Source organism: Secundilactobacillus paracollinoides (assembly GCF_001702155.1).
In the GTDB taxonomy this organism is placed as follows: Bacteria; Bacillota; Bacilli; order Lactobacillales; family Lactobacillaceae; genus Secundilactobacillus; species Secundilactobacillus paracollinoides.
Map to the genome: position 1 here is coordinate 376,279 of NZ_CP014912.1, position 16,529 is coordinate 392,807.

The 16,529-nt window shown below is 44.8% G+C and carries 17 protein-coding genes and 1 pseudogene; 3 read left to right on the plus strand and 15 right to left on the minus strand.

What is annotated here, in order from left to right; genetic code table 11:
* The first annotated feature begins 10 nt into the window (after positions 1 to 10).
* Both AYR61_RS01500 and AYR61_RS01505 read left to right on the plus strand, forming a co-directional pair.
* A complete protein-coding gene (locus AYR61_RS01500; RefSeq protein WP_054708946.1) occupies positions 11 to 883 on the plus strand; it encodes a LysR family transcriptional regulator in 873 nt (290 codons plus the stop codon).
* 90 nt (positions 884 to 973) lie between these two features.
* Positions 974 to 1,528, plus strand: coding sequence for a TetR/AcrR family transcriptional regulator (locus tag AYR61_RS01505; protein WP_054708949.1), 555 nt, complete (start codon positions 974 to 976; stop codon positions 1,526 to 1,528).
* A 4-nt stretch (positions 1,529 to 1,532) separates the two neighbouring features.
* Here AYR61_RS01505 and AYR61_RS01510 read toward each other — a convergent pair whose 3' ends face one another.
* From AYR61_RS01510 to AYR61_RS01525, 4 genes are all read right to left on the minus strand, one after another.
* Positions 1,533 to 2,363: an N-acyl homoserine lactonase family protein gene (locus AYR61_RS01510; protein WP_202813397.1), complete on the minus strand. Its 831-nt coding sequence runs from the start codon at positions 2,361 to 2,363 to the stop codon at positions 1,533 to 1,535.
* Between the two features lie 182 nt (positions 2,364 to 2,545).
* A complete protein-coding gene (locus AYR61_RS01515; protein WP_065901224.1) occupies positions 2,546 to 3,226 on the minus strand; it encodes a hypothetical protein in 681 nt (226 codons plus the stop codon).
* Between the two features lie 148 nt (positions 3,227 to 3,374).
* Positions 3,375 to 3,644 carry a Mor transcription activator family protein gene (locus AYR61_RS01520; RefSeq protein ID WP_054708955.1) on the minus strand — a complete coding sequence of 90 codons (270 nt, stop codon included), beginning with the start codon at positions 3,642 to 3,644 and terminating at the stop codon, positions 3,375 to 3,377.
* Positions 3,645 to 3,824: 180 nt separating this feature from the next.
* On the minus strand, positions 3,825 to 4,610 hold the full coding sequence (locus tag AYR61_RS01525) for an NlpC/P60 family protein (protein WP_065901232.1): 786 nt from the start codon (positions 4,608 to 4,610) through the stop codon (positions 3,825 to 3,827).
* Between the two features lie 270 nt (positions 4,611 to 4,880).
* Here AYR61_RS01525 and AYR61_RS01530 point away from each other — a divergent pair, with 270 nt between their 5' ends.
* A complete protein-coding gene (locus tag AYR61_RS01530; protein WP_191982268.1) occupies positions 4,881 to 5,561 on the plus strand; it encodes a hypothetical protein in 681 nt (226 codons plus the stop codon).
* 59 nt (positions 5,562 to 5,620) lie between these two features.
* Here the strand turns inward: AYR61_RS01530 and larD are convergent.
* The 11 genes and pseudogenes from larD to AYR61_RS01585 all read right to left on the minus strand — a co-directional run bounded on the left by larD (position 5,621) and on the right by AYR61_RS01585 (position 16,440).
* Positions 5,621 to 6,330: pseudogene (gene larD, locus AYR61_RS01535) on the minus strand (D/L-lactic acid transporter LarD).
* Positions 6,331 to 6,491: 161 nt separating this feature from the next.
* The gene (locus AYR61_RS01540) at positions 6,492 to 6,734 is read right to left on the minus strand and encodes a hypothetical protein (RefSeq protein WP_225353144.1); all 243 of its coding nucleotides are present in this window, start codon (positions 6,732 to 6,734) and stop codon (positions 6,492 to 6,494) included.
* A 162-nt stretch (positions 6,735 to 6,896) separates the two neighbouring features.
* A complete protein-coding gene (locus AYR61_RS01545; RefSeq protein ID WP_065901235.1) occupies positions 6,897 to 7,589 on the minus strand; it encodes a 2,3-diphosphoglycerate-dependent phosphoglycerate mutase in 693 nt (230 codons plus the stop codon).
* 181 nt (positions 7,590 to 7,770) lie between these two features.
* The gene (locus AYR61_RS01550; protein WP_054708968.1) at positions 7,771 to 8,358 is read right to left on the minus strand and encodes a sugar O-acetyltransferase; all 588 of its coding nucleotides are present in this window, start codon (positions 8,356 to 8,358) and stop codon (positions 7,771 to 7,773) included.
* Positions 8,355 to 9,473: an AI-2E family transporter gene (locus AYR61_RS01555; RefSeq protein WP_065901238.1), complete on the minus strand. Its 1,119-nt coding sequence runs from the start codon at positions 9,471 to 9,473 to the stop codon at positions 8,355 to 8,357. Before AYR61_RS01555 ends, AYR61_RS01550 begins: the two co-directional genes overlap by 4 nt.
* 119 nt (positions 9,474 to 9,592) lie before the next feature.
* On the minus strand, positions 9,593 to 10,522 hold the full coding sequence (locus AYR61_RS01560) for a hypothetical protein (protein ID WP_065901244.1): 930 nt from the start codon (positions 10,520 to 10,522) through the stop codon (positions 9,593 to 9,595).
* Between the two features lie 1,158 nt (positions 10,523 to 11,680).
* Positions 11,681 to 12,025 carry an AzlD domain-containing protein gene (locus AYR61_RS01565; RefSeq protein WP_054708977.1) on the minus strand — a complete coding sequence of 115 codons (345 nt, stop codon included), beginning with the start codon at positions 12,023 to 12,025 and terminating at the stop codon, positions 11,681 to 11,683.
* Positions 12,026 to 12,039: 14 nt separating this feature from the next.
* Positions 12,040 to 12,861, minus strand: coding sequence for an AzlC family ABC transporter permease (locus AYR61_RS01570; RefSeq protein ID WP_065903700.1), 822 nt, complete (start codon positions 12,859 to 12,861; stop codon positions 12,040 to 12,042).
* Positions 12,862 to 13,140: 279 nt separating this feature from the next.
* Positions 13,141 to 14,475 carry a D-alanyl-D-alanine carboxypeptidase family protein gene (locus AYR61_RS01575; protein WP_225356500.1) on the minus strand — a complete coding sequence of 445 codons (1,335 nt, stop codon included), beginning with the start codon at positions 14,473 to 14,475 and terminating at the stop codon, positions 13,141 to 13,143.
* Positions 14,465 to 15,646: a sensor histidine kinase gene (locus AYR61_RS01580; RefSeq protein ID WP_065901246.1), complete on the minus strand. Its 1,182-nt coding sequence runs from the start codon at positions 15,644 to 15,646 to the stop codon at positions 14,465 to 14,467. Before AYR61_RS01580 ends, AYR61_RS01575 begins: the two co-directional genes overlap by 11 nt.
* Positions 15,647 to 15,750: 104 nt before the next feature.
* A complete protein-coding gene (locus AYR61_RS01585; protein WP_054708986.1) occupies positions 15,751 to 16,440 on the minus strand; it encodes a response regulator transcription factor in 690 nt (229 codons plus the stop codon).
* Positions 16,441 to 16,529: the final 89 nt, after the last annotated feature.

Consider the following 16,529-nt stretch of genomic DNA (forward strand, 5'->3'; position numbering starts at 1 on the left):
AGGTGCCGCGATGATCGACAACTATCTGTTAGAAGAACTGGCCACGTTTGCCCAGACTGGCACACTGGCTGAAACGGCAAAACAACTGAACGTCACGCAGCCCACCGTCACCCGCGGCATGCAAAAGCTGGAGGACGCCTTAAACGTGCGGTTATTTGACCGACAGCCGAATCGCATTGCACTGACCGCGACGGGTGAACTGGCAGCAAATGAAGCCGCACAACTCTTAGCAGCCCAGACACAATTCGTGACGAAAGTGCAAAATTTTGACCGCCAGCAACACGAAGGCACAATTGGCGCCACGATTCCGGGTCCGTTGCTGATGCTGCACGCTTTAAAGTCCCAGTTACCATCCCACACTCGTGTGAATGCGGAGCTGCAATCAGCTGATAACCTGGTTGCGTTGTTAGACAGCAATGCGTTTACCCTGATTTTTACCAACCAGGAGATCAGCACCCCCACCGTTGAATCGCGGTTTATCGGGACAGAAAACTTGGCGGTCAATTTGGATCAATTTATGTATCAGGCGAATCAAACCAGCGTGTCGTTTAACGACCTTAAGGGGTTAAGCTTCGTTGTCCTTGGTGCCATTGGCCCTTGGCGTGACATCATCCAAAAAGCTATTCCCGATGCGACCTTTATGTACCAGGCCGAACAAGAAGCGATGAAACAGCTGACGACTTATGCCAACTTTCCGTATTTCACTTCAAATCTATCGATGCTCGACCCAGGATTTAGGCAGCAGCTTAAAGAAGACGACCGCGTTAACCTGCCGATCACGGATGAAAGTGCCCATATGCCGATTTATGCGAGTTATTTGAAGACTGAGAAACGGCGGGTGGCAACGGTGATTCAGATGATGGGCGCACAGTGGCCTCAATAATTTTTACCGTTCTTAGATGTCACTGAAACGACACCCAGGGAAAAAAACCTAGGTGTTGCGATTCACAATCATTTATAAGGAAGCGATCATGTGCCCGACGATCTACGCGTTATCAAAACCAACCGTGACATCAAACAAGCCTTTATTAACCTGCTACAAACAAAAGGCTTCAACAAAATTACCGTCCAGGATATCTGCCAAGTGGCGCTTATCGGTCGAAGTACGTTTTATCACCATTACGTCGACAAATATGACCTCTTACAAAAAATGGTTAACCAGATTGAGACAGACTTCGATAATCTTCTCAAAAATAGGTTGCAGGAAGTGGCTTCTGATTCACTACTCACCTTTCTGTATCAGTCACTCCATCAGCATAAGACTGAATTTCTCACATTGATTGCCATTCAGGTTGACGAAATTAATCTTGAAAAGGGACTCACAACTATCATTAGTCGTGACCTGGCAGCTTATTTAACAGCACAAAGCCACACTGAGTTACCCGTCTCAACCGAATTTATCGCAACCCTGTATGCCAATAACGTGCTGACCGCGATCAAATGGGCGCTCGAACACGATGATCCGGATGAAATTTCAACTTTCATGAATGGCATCATGCAAGCGTTAACTGCTAAACATTTGAACTAGTGCCTTAATAAGGCAATTCAATGACGTGCTGTTCTGTCTGTGTATCGTGATTTGCTAAAGCTTCCACACAGTTTGGATCATGGGCCATTTCGTGAACCCAGCCAAGCGACGTGAGGGCCTTTTTTCTGCTGGTACAGATTCCCGGTGTCACCATGTTTTCCCAAGAGGCAGCCGCGTACCCTGTGTCAGCAGCCAGAAGAACGTAGCGATTGTCAGACCCCCTCACCAGCGTTGATGACATGCCGGAAGCGTGACCCGGTGTGGCGACCTGCAGGACACTACCGTCACCAAAAACATCCATTGCTTCGTTAAACGGCCCAACGTGGACATGGTCATACTCATAGGTATCCACGTTAACGCTTTTCCATTCACGTGGCAGATAAACCATCGGTACCTTATTGGCTACGCGCCATTCACGAGAAGAGACAAGGATCTTCTTGGCATCCTTGACCAGTGGCAACCCACTCGCATGATCACAGTGTAAGTGACTCATTAAGACGTAGTCGATGTCGCTGGTTTTATAGCCAAGGGCTGCCAGCCGTTCATCTACCGCCCAGCCTGCTGGCAAATAGCCCTTGTTAATTTGAACCTGCATACCCAACTCTTTCCAGTTACTAGTTCGAACAAGTTTGTTCCAGCCGGTGTCAATCAGAATCAATCCCTTTGGATGTTCAATGAGATAACTCGAAACAGGTAACGTGATTTGATTAACTTCGCTGCGAAATAATCCAGTAACGGCAAGCGGATTTCTGAACTGGCCATGAAACGGGAGTGCTTTGTCAACTTTAACGAGTCCGGTGTGAAGCACGTGAATTTTAATTGTTTGGTTTGCCACTTGAACCATCCCTTTTTGTTTTGATGAGGCTAGTATATCGTCAGGTTTTAAATTGGGGTAGCATCAATTTGAAACCTTATGTATCATATCTTACACAACGTTTAATGTTGTTTTATAACTCAAAAAAAGATCACCTCACAGAACTGAGATGATCTTTTGTGCTTTTGAAATGCTAAATTTAACTAGTTATTTTGCGGCAGTACATGGAAAATCAATGTTTCGCCAACTTTAGATGTTACAACATCGGGATACGTTGTATCTACGACATCGTAGCCAGTTGGGATATCAGCACTTGAAGCCGATAATACACTTGTAATATCTTTTAAGACACTCTTCATGCTAGTCCCTTTACTTAATGACGCACCTGATTTTAATAGTTTTGAAGGGATAATCCATGTAGCAGTTGCCACTGTTGCACCAGAGTCAGCGTTAACGTACTTAAACATAAGACTATTGCTACTTGTTGCTACCGTAGGATCTGTTGCGGTGCTTGTGCCTGAAGTAGCTGCAAATTTGCCCTTAGTTAAGTAGTTCCGCCAAACATACCCACTTGCCGAGTTGCTCTTATTTTTGACATAGTAGAAAATGCCAGTCTTTTTACCATTAGTTAACTTAACACTCTTTTGAACGTACCAAGTCGTTTTCGGATAGTTTTTCAAGTTATGCTGTTTTTTCGTTAAAGTGCTATTCCATAAATAAACTGATTTAGTTGCGTTCTTAGCATGATAAGCAGGTGTCGTGCTAGCATAACTCTTCGTTTTAACAGTTCGATATGCAGCGCTAGCGCTAACCTGTTGCGTAGTGAATCCAACGCCAAGTGTCAAGGCACCTAACGCTAAACTTTTAAAGATTATCTTATTCATATTGAATCCCTCTTTCACCTATTCGAGTACCTTAATTTAAAAGCACCATGTCCTGTATCAGTTCCACTTGACTCACAATAGCATTATACAATCCTCATTATCAATACTTTTACAGGTAAAAAAGGTTAAGAAATATACTCGGATAAAATCACTCTTCCACATCTTTTTGATTAATCATCTGTCGCACCCATTTTTCTGAATATTGATACTTTCTTGCCAGTTGTCTTGTGTTCGTTCCATCGTACTGCTCACGAATTCGTGTTCGTGCATAGTCCCTACTATACAGATGGATTGGAATCGTCAGCTGTGTACCTCGATATTCTTCCCAAATAGCGAGCATCGCATCCGTCCCTATCAAATCATTCACTTGCTTGTAAAATCCCTGCAAGGCTTGGACATCAACATCCGACTTTTTCAATGAATCCCGCCTCCAATCATTACCCTAAAAATCAACCCTACAAGAAGTTTATCAATTTAATAGCGCATAAGATACAGACATTATACCTTATACTTTCCTTGATATCGTCTAATACACCTGTAAATACAAATACAGAACCTAATTGTAAAATTACAAATAGATTCTGCATCGATGTTGAAATTAACCCACGATCCGTCTAACATTGCCGTTAAATCTTGTTTTCCAACGTGGATCGTTTAGGCTTGAAATACAAACGCCGCGCGTATCTGAATTCGGTGAATCATGTAAGAATAATTTATTCCCTAAATAAATTGCAACGTGACAGTTAACACCCTCATCCTTAGCTGTGAAGAAGAAAATATCCCCGCGCTTCATCGCCGAAGGTTTCACTTTGCGCCCCATATGAATCAGGGAGTACGTTGTACAACTCGAAGTTGGACCCAATTTCACGCCTGATTTTGCGTAAATATAGTGAATAAATGACGAACAATCAAATCGTTTTCGTGCGATATTATAGGCTGATCGGCCGCCACCCCATAGATATTTTGATTTACCAACGTACTTAGAGCCCGCAGCAATCGCCTTTTCGACTTTTGAGATATTGCACTTTAATTTGCTGGTATTAAAGACCATATACTTACCACGAACCCAATAATAAGCTGTACCCACCTTGATCCGGTAATAGCCAGTCTTAGTGTTGGTTTCTGCCCGTTGATCCACGTGGTACCAGTGACCAACCAGGTTCATAGTGCTCGTACTGCCAAGCTTTTTATAGCCGTTTAACCCATACGGTTTTGAGTACACAGGCTCGTGCGCAGTTTGAACCTTCATATCATAATTTAGGCGACTATGATAGACTAACCATTCGTTAAACGCCGTTGCCCGCATCCAACCAAACTTTGTTTTATACGAAATATCGGAAGCTGTTTTAGCGACTCGCGAAAGTTTCAGCTTGTCCTGTGACATTCCCTTTGCTGACTTAGCAGCCTTAACACCTTTAGCGTATGGTGCCTTATAGAACGGATACTTCGTTTTCTGTAATGTTTTGGTGGCTGAATATGCGCGATTATATAAGTCGCTACTATCCGCTGCTTGTGCCGTGATGACATTTGAAAGTAGCAGACCAATTACTGTAACTACCCCAATACAAATAAGTTTTTAAATCGTTTTACTTTGTTTCATGATTACATCTCCCCAGATTATCTACATATTAAAAAATACCTTATCCATTTATATTTGGGTAAGGCATTCTTCAAGTTAAAAGTACTTTATACTTTCTTGATTGTTATTGATATATTAGGTGCAGTAAATACTATTGGGAAAAAGGAGACACCTATGTTTAACGTTAAAAAGACTATTATTGGTTTGACCATCGCTACCGCAACAGCCTTTGGCATCCTAGCTGTGCAATCAGAGCAAACACCCGCATTAGCAGCTAATAAATATCAAACGGCAACACACTTTAAGTATCTGTCTTCAACACCTTCAGCATTAAAGGGAAACTGGTATACCTATACTGGTAACGCTAAGAAACATTCCCTAAAAACACTTATCATCGGTAAGAACTACTTGTCAGTACCAACTCGTTTGGATAAGACTGGCTCAAAATATTTTACCAAGCATTATACATTTACCAAAAACTATTCTAATGGACACGCCAATCTAATAAAAACTGATTTAGGGTGGTACTATTACGCTGTGAATATTAACCCCAACTATACTGTCAGCAATAATTATTTGACATTTGGCATCGTTAAGCCCGGAAAAATCGGCAAGCAGAAAGTCCTATACTGGTACCTGTACAATTCAGGTGCAACCTACATGAAAATTTATACGCACACCAAAAAATATAATGCACATCAACAGTACACTAAATCAACAAAAGGAACGACTGTCTTAGCCTTTCCATCCAAATAGACACAAAAAAAAGAAGCTCATTACGGGCTTCTTTTTTACAATCATGAATTGACTGCCAATTACATTCCCAAATAAAACTTCGCAAACAAAACAGCAGCCCCCGCCCCAAAGAATGGTGCGATTCCGGGCACTAATAGTCCGTACTGCCAGTCAGCGTTGGCCTTATTCTTAATTGGCAACAATGCAAAGGCAATCCGCGGCCCAAGGTCCCGTGCCTGGTTCATGGCGAACCCAGTTGGGCCACCAAGTCCCATCCCAATGGCCCAAACTAACAGGCCGATACCAATTTGCATCACACCGGGCGTCTTAATCGTCACAATCACTAAAATCCCAGTCAGGAAAATGAAGGTATCAAAAAATTCGACGAAGAAGTTCCGTGGCAGGTTGCGCACACCTGGTGCGGTCGAGAAGATGTTCCGAATCGTCACTGGATCAATCTTGTCATACGGTGCTTGAACTGGTCGGCATACATAATGTACACGATGACGGCGCCTAACACCCCGCCGATCATTTCAAAAATGGAAATTTCAATAAACCGGATGAACGTGATATTCCCCAAGAAAAATTGGACCAGCGCCATAGCGGGGTTTAAACAGATCGTTGGAAAAATAAACAGTACGATGGAAATCCCAAATGCCCATGTTGTGATGGCAAACAAGTGGCCTGAACCGTGGTACTTTGTGTCATTTAAAACTGTGTCGGCATGAACACCCACCCCAAATACGATCATTAAGGCGGTACCCATTAATTCTGCAAATAATTGATGCATCTCTTCTTCAATCCTATCTATCTTATGTCTAGTATTAGTTATATATAAATCATCGAATCATTATGGTAAATGATGGCATAAAAATACCGCTGAGATCGTAACTTTCGAACTTCAGCGGTATCAATCAATAAACGCTTCAGTTTTGGTGGTACAGGTGGTGCTTAGCTGTTAGCAACTGAATGTTTCTCATCCAACACATACTGGAAGGCAACTGTGCTCTCCAGAACGTTGGCTTTAAACAACCCCTTGATCCCCGACTTCTCATCAGTGACGACTACGAAATACTCGCCCTCAACTTCTTTTGACCGTTCAAAGGTTTCATATTCGCCCTTAAAGCCGTTCTTGCGAAAAACACTGATGATCTTTAACATCTCACGTTGTGATACTTCTGTTTCGTTATTCAAGGTTGTTGATACTCCATTTTCTAAGGTTTAATTGATTGTCTTCATTGGAAAACGGCGACCAAACCACAACAGTATGGTGCACCGCTGTCCGTTTGTAACGGTTCTTGACACAATAAAAAGTCGGCCCTTACAGACCGACTTCCTAAGTTGGCGGAAATTGGATTAGTCGCCTAACTTAGTCTTGTTAGTAACGTTTAATTTTGCATCGAAATCATAAACAACTGGTTGGCCAGTCTTCATTTCGAGGTTGATGATATCGTCATCGCTGATCCCTTCGATGTACTTGCTGAGGGCACGTAATGAGTTACCATGGGCTGCGATGATGACGTTCTTGTCATCAAGCAGCTTTGGGGCGATTTCATCTTCCCAGAAAGGCATCACCCGTTCGAGGGTAACCTTCAAGTTTTCACCACCAGGAACGATGTGTGGGTCCAAGTTAGCGTAACGACGGTCGTTAGCAGCTGAACCTTCGTCGTCGGCGCTCAACAGTGGTGGAAGGACATCGTATGAACGACGCCAGATGTGAACTTGTTCGTCACCGAACTTCTCTGCGGCTTCAGCCTTGTTTTGGCCTTGCAATGCGCCGTAGTGACGTTCGTTCAAACGCCAAGTCTTGGTTTCTGGAATCCAGAGTTGGTCTGAGTATTCCAAAGCGTAGTGCAACGTCTTGATGGCACGGGTCAAAACAGATGTGTAGGCCTGGTCAAATTCGATGCCGGCTTCCTTGATGAGCTTACCAGCATTGATTGCTTGCTTAACACCTTCGTCACTAAGATCAACGTCGACCCAACCAGTAAATTGGTTAGATAAGTTCCATTCACTTTGTCCGTGACGGATCAGTACTAATTTTGCCATTAGTCAATAACCTCTTTCTTCTTTTAATTACTTTGCTATTTTACACCAAAATAGAATGAATTACAGCAGGTAAAACGGGTTTCACAAATAAAAACGGGACCAATTGTGATTCTGGTAGGTTCCAATTTACCGAAAATTAAAACATGTGAATTTTTAAAACGATGTGGGCTGGTCTTGGCGACTAAAACGGCGTCAGTTCAACGCGGTCCGCTTCGTTAATTTCCCGAACTGGTTTGGCGGGACTCCCCACCGCAATGACCCCAGCGGGAATATCGTGGGTGACCACGCTGCCAGCCCCAATGATACTGCCAGTGCCGATCGTGACACCAGCAGTCACCACACTATTGGCGCCGATCCAGACGTTATCACCGAGTGTGATCGGCGCACTAGTACCAATGCCAGCCGCCCGTTGTTCAGGCAGTATCGCGTGCCCAGAGCAGGCGATCACAACGCCGGGCGCAATAAACGCATTAGAACCAATCGTCACTGGTGAGGAATCAAGAATCGTGACGTTGCTGTTTAGCAGGGTCATGCCCTTAAAGTGAACGTTAAACCCGTAGTCACAGTGAAAGTTAGCAGCTACGATCGGTAAATTTTCGGTAGTCTCAAAGAGTTGCATCAAAATTTTCTGACGTGCCTCACCCACACTTGGGTCCATTTGGTTCAGTTGCCAGCACAAATGGTCGGCCCGTTGGCGTTGGTCGTTTGGTGCGTCCTGATACCGCGACACATATGATGGATTGCCTGTCATGAGATTCTTAAACGTCATTTTTCATCACCTGAATGGTCCGTCTTGTTACGCCGCCAGTCGCGGTTCTTTAGTTTCTTAAGTTGCTGCTCGGTTAATTGCTGCAGCTGAGCTGGCGGCACGTGCAGGCCGTGCGCACGTTTCACACCCAGAATATCCAGGAAGAACGTAAACATCGGCACACCGACGATCAGCCCCCAGGTGCCCCAAAGCGCTTCACCGGCCAGTAACACAACGAACGTGTAAAAGATCGGCAATTCCGTTTTGCTGGACATGAGTTTGGGATTCAACACGTACGCTTCCAGCGTATGCACGATAACGAGCAGAATGACGATATAGACCACCGTTCGAACCCCGCCAACGGAATACCCGATCAGAGACAGCGGAATAGCGGAAATAATCACCCCAGCGACGGGCACCAGACTCAGGATGAAGATCATGATGGCCAGTACCAGCAGTTGCGGCATTTGCAGAAACGCTAGACCAATGGTTGTAACTGCTGTGTTGACGATAGCAATCACGAACTGGGCTTCGATGACGACGCCAAAGGTATCTGAAAACTTGTGGGCAAAATAGTACACATCTTGGAAGAACCAGCCGTAGTCACTATCTAAAAATAGTTTAGAAAACGACCGCATCGGCTTTTCCTCAATGGTGAAAAAAAAGCTTAGGATCAGTGACAACACAAACGTCAGGCCAAACGAGCCAATACTTGTCAGGTAGTCCATGATGAGCTTAATGCCACCCTTTACCTGCGGCATAATGTTCGATTTGCCGACCCAGTCGGCCACCCAGCGCATCTGCGCATTCGTGTCACTGGAAGCACTTTGATAGAATTTGTAAATCGACTGCACCGTCACAACGACCTGTGTGGCGACCTTTGGCAAATAGATCGTGATGGCAAAGTACATCCCGAGAATGATCAGCACATACACGGTGATCACAATGAGCCGCGATGGGATCCGCACGTGTCGTTGGACAAAGTGAATCAAGCGCAGGACTAAAAACGTAAAGATAAAGGTTAACAGGATCTTGCTCATTTGCGACCGAACCAGCCAGAGAATCAGGATGATGAACCCCAGCACGGTCCAGCGACGCAGTGTTACATTTTCAACAAATCGATGATAAATTCCCACTCAGGTCACCTCAACTTCAGTCTCATTTAAATTTCAGGGTATTTAAAAGCAGTTTCCGCGGGCAACTAGACGGTGCCCACAGAAACTACTTTCGCGTTTATTACACCAAACTTGGTGCGTTATTTATAAGTCTTGTTAACGTAAGCCTTGTATGAGATACCTGCCTTGTTAGCCGCAATCAAGCCTGTCCGGATATCTTGATCCGAAAAGCTCCCTGCTTCAACACCGGCACTCTTAAGCGTCTTACGTGCAGCAGCAATTTGGGCGTTAGTAATCGTTTTGCCGTTGATCTCAGTCTGCGATTTTTTGACCGTGTACTCGTTGGTCCCTTTATAATTCTTGGCAGCTTTGCTTTCAGCCTTCGTTAGCCCAGCAACGCTGCTGGAAGATGCTGAGGTACTGCCAGTCGTGGCTGTTGCGGATGAACTGTCGCTATCGGTTGTGGCCACAGCACTAGAATCGGAAGCTGGTGTGCCGTCACCGCCGTTTTTAATTGCTTTATTATTGGAAGACCGCAGTGCAACCGCCTTGTTATACGTATCCTGATAGTATGTCTGCTTAGCATCCTTATCGGTCAAGATACGGTCCAACGTCGCGTTAGACTCGGTGTAAGACTGTGCTTGATACTGGGTAACGGCTTGGCCGTAGATTTGAGTGAACATTTCTGAACGAAACTGAATTGGTTTGACCCGTTTCAAGGACGTTTTAGCCCGCTTGGTTAACACGTCGTAACCATTCTTCGCATTTTTAACCTTCGTAAAGGCCTTCTTAGCTGTTGAAAAGTTGCCATCATTCAAGGCAGCATTCCCGGCAACGTAGTTTTGTGTTTGCGACAGATAGGTCTGCGCAACCTTGTCGCTGTCCTTGTGACGCAACGCCGTCTGAAAGGCCGTTTCAGCCGCCGAGTAACTCTTATCCTGAACTGATAATTTACCACTATTCATAGCGTTATTATACTGTGTTTGCACGTTGTGGTGACTGGTGTACGCCAAGCCACCAGCAATGATAATTATAATGGCTGTTGCAACAGCCCATACCCACTTTTTCAAGAAATTCCCTCCACATCTGATCCAAACAATTTAAACTTATTATACCATGATGACAATGCATGACAGCCGTTCCGAGTAAATTTTCGGGAACTTTTATCAGTGACCGACCGCGATCTGGTATGCGCATCACACAGCCCGTCAAGTGATGGAAACACTGTCAAAACATGATCTCAACCCGATTCCATCTCGCTTTATTGCAAGTAACAGACTGCTACTTAGTCAGTGTCAGATTAACCCAAAATTTCTAGCTAACACAGTGTTATATGAGTCTTAGCATCATCCTGGGTGGATAGTCCGTTGCATTCCGCAATTCGGCAGGCTGTCGTAGTGGCTCGCGACTGAGCTAACTCGATTTCTGCTGCGCAGCTCTCGAGTGGATCTCAGTCGACTCGCACATCAGTAACCGACCCAAGTACGGTCGCTAACTGATGTCGACACCACGACAACCTGCCGAATTGCTGCATTCCACTTACGTAGAGCTTACTTGTTACCACTAGTTAAGCATCGAAATAGCATTAAACCAAGTTTGCGGAGAATCCGCCCTCGACTGCTGGTAAGACTATTAACAGCGACACTTCTCACAATGTGCTAGTTACCACTGCTAACAATTGATTACCAGGTTTTATAACACCAGTTATATGTGGTTGACCATCTATGATGACGATTGCTGGTATCGTAGCGTAGTGAAACTGCTCGGCATTGTGTGCTCTGGCGCGATTTCACCTCAACTTGCAAGGCCGAATGGCAGAACGAAGCAACACACTAACGCAATTTAAGTCATTCAAATTTTCCAATTAGCACTAACCCATCAACTTGATACCTATAATCTAACATACATTGATCAGTTTGCGTGCAGTAAAAAAAGCCAATTCTTGCCTAGTCCAAACTCATTTTTGCGACACATGTGTCAGCCCACAATGCCGAATACAACAAGGGTTAACGCGTCATAACGGTTCCAGCATCCATCGGTCTTAACATAAACGATACACAACATTTACACAATCTTTTCATAACCACCATCAAGTCGTTACACTGACACCCTATACTGGAAATTACAGTAAGGCCTGTCAGCCAAGAGCAGTCTTTGCAGCAAAATAAAAAGCCCTGACCAAACCGGTCAACGCTTCAAGTTAGACTCATCTATTAAGTTTTTGTGCATCAAATGATCATTGATAGCAGGAACACGCTGATCAACCCAGCAACTACGGAAATTGCCATGGAGCGTGTCACGTACGCAATGACTAAAACGAGTAATCCCGCAATGATGTCAGCAATGTGCGGCATCACTTCAAAGTGGTAGGAACTGGAAATAAAAATATCCTTTACGACCAGCGCCGTAAACAACGAAACGGGTACGAACCGCATCCATTCGTTGAACCACTCGGGAATTTTTCGTTTGGTAAAGATCTTAATTGGCAGATAACGTGGCGCAAAGGCCACAAAGAACCCCAAAATAATCAGCCAAAAATGTTGTGTGGTATTCCACGTATTCACAGAATTCATTCCGTTTACCTCGCCTAGCTATTCTGACCCGATTCTTCAACGGAATCTTCGTCCTCATCCTCGTCGGCAGTATCCTCATGATGCCGCAATTTGTACAGCAAATGACTCTTCGGATGTTTCTCTACCAGATAATGTTCGAACAAGAAGCCGATGAAGGACGTCAGCAACGTTGAGATGACCAAGCCAATAGTGCTCTTAGTCAACGTTAGGAAGACCACGGCCAAGATACCGGCCAAAATGGCCACGATAATGGTGAGGCGTTCCTTGATCTGCATCACAACCATGTAAATGAACAGTGCCGTCAACGCGAATTGAACCACGTTGAGATTAATTTTCAAAGCACTCCCAATCAGGCTGCCGATGAGGTTGCTGACCGTCCAAAATAACAGTGAGTAGTGTTCAACCTGTAAGGCATCTTGCGGCGTCCACTTCTCGTCCGTAGCAAACTTTAAGTAGTTGACCGCGTAATTTTCATCGTTCAACGATACCGCAAAGACCAGCAGGAATCGTTCCGACTGCCCCTTTAGATACCGGGATAAACTGGATCCAAGTAACGCATAACGCAGTTCCAAGAAGAACAGCATTAAGACAATTGAAAGTAACGGCGCGTTGATCGTTAACATTGACGCGATCATAAATTGAGCACCGCCGGAAAAAACCATAATTGAAACAAGCCCCGTCAATAACGTGTTAAAACCAGCGGCGTGCAACAGCACACCACAAGCCAAGCCAATCGGGATATAGCTTAAGTTCAATGGCATGGACGTCCGTAACGTCATCCGCCACCTGGGCTCGTTTGGGTTTGGCAATTGTTTAGTCAAAAAGAATGCCTCCATCACAAAGCGTTCGACACAACTGAAATGTTTTAGACTCACGCCGATCAACAGTGACCGCATGAGTGCTTTTACCAAAATCAAACAAAATATACACCATAATCACACAATGCAAGATTATTTTACCATGTTTCATTATGTTTTCCTACGTTGGATTCACAAGGAAAACATTAGAATTTAGTTGTGTCTCATAGGTAATTTTAAATTGGCCATTCAGTTTACGAACGATGCAATAAAGGCACCCGTTTTTGTTCATATAACTATTTATTCAGCTACTAAATTTTAAAAAATACCAGCAATATCTCGCCAAGTCCGAACGAACCAATTAGCACGTTTTAGGCTATGATTGATCTGAATCGGCACATTTAATGTGTCACCGCCATTTAAGAAACTGAAAGATTGCCCATCAGTTTTCAAATTCAGTGTTCCGACTTGAGTACCAGCTGCTAACGGCGCCTTTAACCCCTTCTTCTCAGTAACTGAAGCCTTCAAATGGGCCTTGCCCTTCAGCCGCGCCGTACTCTGATTCTGAGCCAGCCAAACAGTCGTGTTCTTACCAACTGCAACCGTGGTTGTTTTTTGTTTGCCATAAGGTACGCTGACTGTGTCACTCTGGGCAAACTGCGCACCCTTCTTTAAAGTCACTGGTTTATAAGTAGCGTAGACCCAGTTCATCAATTTTTTAGTTTGGACGAAACGTGACGGATCGGTGCTGGACTTGTAAGCCGCGTGCATGACCACCGTAATGATCCGGTGGCCATTCTTCTTGACCGTCCCAACAAAGTTGGCGCCGGCAGCAGTTGATGAGCCCGTCTTTAACCCGTCAACTGGTAAGTTAGCCGAATACTGCGATAACCCTTTGAGCATGAGATCCCAACTGGTCATTTTCGTCTCACTAGCGCCACCCTTATCAAAGGTCAGCGTTGAAGTTGAGGTTGTTTTTAAGATTTCTGGATAAGTCTTCAACAGATCCTGGGCTAACTTAGCGACATCACTTGCTGACATCGTGTTTTCATCCTTTTTCGGCAGTGATGAATAGCCCATTGAGCCAGCTTGACCATTGGTAATACCAGAGGCCGTGATCAGCTTGGCTGAATTGAGTCCAAGCTTCTTAGCCGTTTGCCGCATCTTCGTCATGAACACATGCGGGCTGCCTGAGATCTCATTACCTAATGCAACGACCGCTGCGTTAGCCGAATAGATCAGCGATGCCTGGTAGAGTTCCTTAACGGTGTAGGTTTCGCTGGTCGTCAACGGCACGTTAGTCAATTCCGTATTCTTACTCAGTTTTGCGGTCGCCTGATTGACATGCACTTTCTGATTCCAAGATAATTTACCATCATGCACTTCTTGCAACACAATGTAGATGGCTAATAGTTTCGTCATAGAAGCAATCGGCAACGCCTTTTTGTCGTTTTTGTCATATAAAACCTGACCTGTGTTAGCGTCAATGGCAATCGCTGACTTCACGTTCAAATTCAAAGTGGACGACGCGGATGAAACCGACGAGGCTTGCGCAGTAACGCCACTCGTATAAAACGCCATAAACAGTGCTATAACACTTAAAATAAGACCCATCTGTGCGATGGTTCTCATTTGAATTTCTTTATTCTTCAAGATTTTCCTCCGGTGTTGTTGTTGGTTGGACGCGTTCGATTCGCTCCCCGTTTTTAACCGGCAAGTGGATGATAAACCGCGTCATTTTGGGATCGGACGTGACGTAAATGTACCCGCCGTGCCGATCCACAATACTCTGGGCAATGGCTAAGCCTAAACCCGTTCCCCCCGTAGCTTTGGAACGTGATCCTTCAACCCGATAAAACCGTTCAAACACCTGTTTCAGTGACGCTTCCGGAATCTGTGAACCGTCGTTTTCGACGCTCACCTGAATTTCCCGCTCACTGACCGGCTTAGACCGCAAAATGATATTGTGGCCGCCGTCACCGTACTTCAACGCGTTTGTAATCAAATTATTGAACACCCGACCAAGTTTTTCGGCATCCGCTTCGATCTGTAACGGTTTGTCATCTGCATCGATGGCAATCTTGATCCCCTTATCTTCCGCTTCAAGCTCAAAACTAGCAGCCAGTTGTTCCAGCATCTGATTGATGTCGATCTTAGAGATGTTCATCGGCGTATCGGTTTGGCGCATCTTGATGTACTCAAAGAGATCTTCCACCAAGGACTTCATTTGCTTGGCCTTGTTAAACGCCGTGTGCGTGTATTTGAGAATATCATCCTCTGAGTGGTACTGATGATCCTCAATCAAGCCCAGATAGCCGATAATTGACGTTAACGGCGTTCGCAGGTCATGGCTGACATTTGTGATCAGTTCATCCTTTGATTTTTCGATTCGGCGTTCATCTTCCATTGACGAAATCACGGAATCAACCAACGCATTCACTGACGTCACCACGCGTTGCGTATCGCCCTTCAACGTGAACGGGATTCGGTGGTCAAAGTGGCCATTAGCAATGTAGTGCAGTTCATCAATGATGTGCCGCAGCTGCATCTGATGGTACCGGCGCAACAGCCGCCAATAAACGACACCGGCATCCGCCGCAATCATCAGGCCAATAAAAATATTCTCCCAGCTCCACAGCTGATAGTGGTACGGGCCGATGACCATGGACCGTTTAATGATAAATATCCCGTCCTGCAATCCTGGGTTCGTTTGAATCATATCATTTAGAATCACGATTACTGATAGGTTCACTAACAGTAGTATGACAATGGTCACAAACGCCTCCATGATGAGGGCACTTTTTTCTCGTGTGGTGAGTTTCACGGCTATCCTCCAACCTGATTATTTTCCCTACCATCCGGCTGATGATACTAAAATCAGTTCCCAAACAGCGCCTGGAAACTGACTTTAACCACCCATCAGTTGTGCTAGTGGGTTTCAATCTTGTAACCGACACCCCAAACGGTTTGAATCACTTTTTCGCCGCCAGTTGCGTCTTCAATTTTATCCCTTAAATGAGACACGTGCACCATGACCGTTTTGGCCGAAACGATTGATTCCTGTCGCCAAACGCGCTCAAAAATTTCATCAGCAGAAAAGACCCGGTTCGGATGACTTGCTAACAGGTACAGAATGCCGAATTCCAAGGCCGTCAAATTAATGGGACTCCCGGCAATCGTTTTGACTTCGTGTGAATCCTTGTTAATGGTCAACGACCCAATGTCGAGGACGTCCGGCTGACTTTCAGTGACGTGGTCCTGTGACCGCCGCAACAGCGACTTAACGCGGGCCATGACTTCCAGCGGGTTGAATGGTTTCGTGACGTAATCGTCCCCACCACTGATCAAGCCCTGAATCTTATCCATGTCATCCGTCTTGGCAGACAAGATCAAAATTGGGAGTTCTGAATCTTTCCGGACTTCTTTGATGACTTCGATCCCATTCATTTCAGGCATCATGATATCAAGAATCATCAGCCCAATGTCCGGTGTGGTATGTAGCTTTGTCAAAGCTTCCTTCCCATTGTAGGCCGTTACTGGTTCGTAGCCTTCGTTTTTAATGTAAATCTCTAATAATTGCGCGATTTCTTTATCGTCATCAACAACTAAAATTTTCATAATTAATTTAATACTCCCTTATTCATAGAATTGGATCGATTACTACCGGGAAAGCATCGTGACATCATAAATGCACAAAACACGATCGC

What these genes read in the sequence shown, in the direction of transcription:
- AYR61_RS01525 (WP_065901232.1), bottom strand. Translation starts at nt 4,610, where the DNA reads ATGTCACAGGACAAGCTGAAACTTTCGCGAGTCGCTAAAACAGCTTCC.
- AYR61_RS01585 (WP_054708986.1), bottom strand. Translation starts at nt 16,440, where the DNA reads ATGAAAATTTTAGTTGTTGATGACGATAAAGAAATCGCGCAATTATTA.
- AYR61_RS01515 (WP_065901224.1), bottom strand. Translation starts at nt 3,226, where the DNA reads ATGAATAAGATAATCTTTAAAAGTTTAGCGTTAGGTGCCTTGACACTT.
- AYR61_RS01545 (WP_065901235.1), bottom strand. Translation starts at nt 7,589, where the DNA reads ATGGCAAAATTAGTACTGATCCGTCACGGACAAAGTGAATGGAACTTA.
- AYR61_RS01570 (WP_065903700.1), bottom strand. Translation starts at nt 12,861, where the DNA reads ATGGAGGCATTCTTTTTGACTAAACAATTGCCAAACCCAAACGAGCCC.
- AYR61_RS01500 (WP_054708946.1), top strand. Translation starts at nt 11, where the DNA reads ATGATCGACAACTATCTGTTAGAAGAACTGGCCACGTTTGCCCAGACT.
- AYR61_RS01565 (WP_054708977.1), bottom strand. Translation starts at nt 12,025, where the DNA reads ATGAATTCTGTGAATACGTGGAATACCACACAACATTTTTGGCTGATT.
- AYR61_RS01550 (WP_054708968.1), bottom strand. Translation starts at nt 8,358, where the DNA reads ATGACGTTTAAGAATCTCATGACAGGCAATCCATCATATGTGTCGCGG.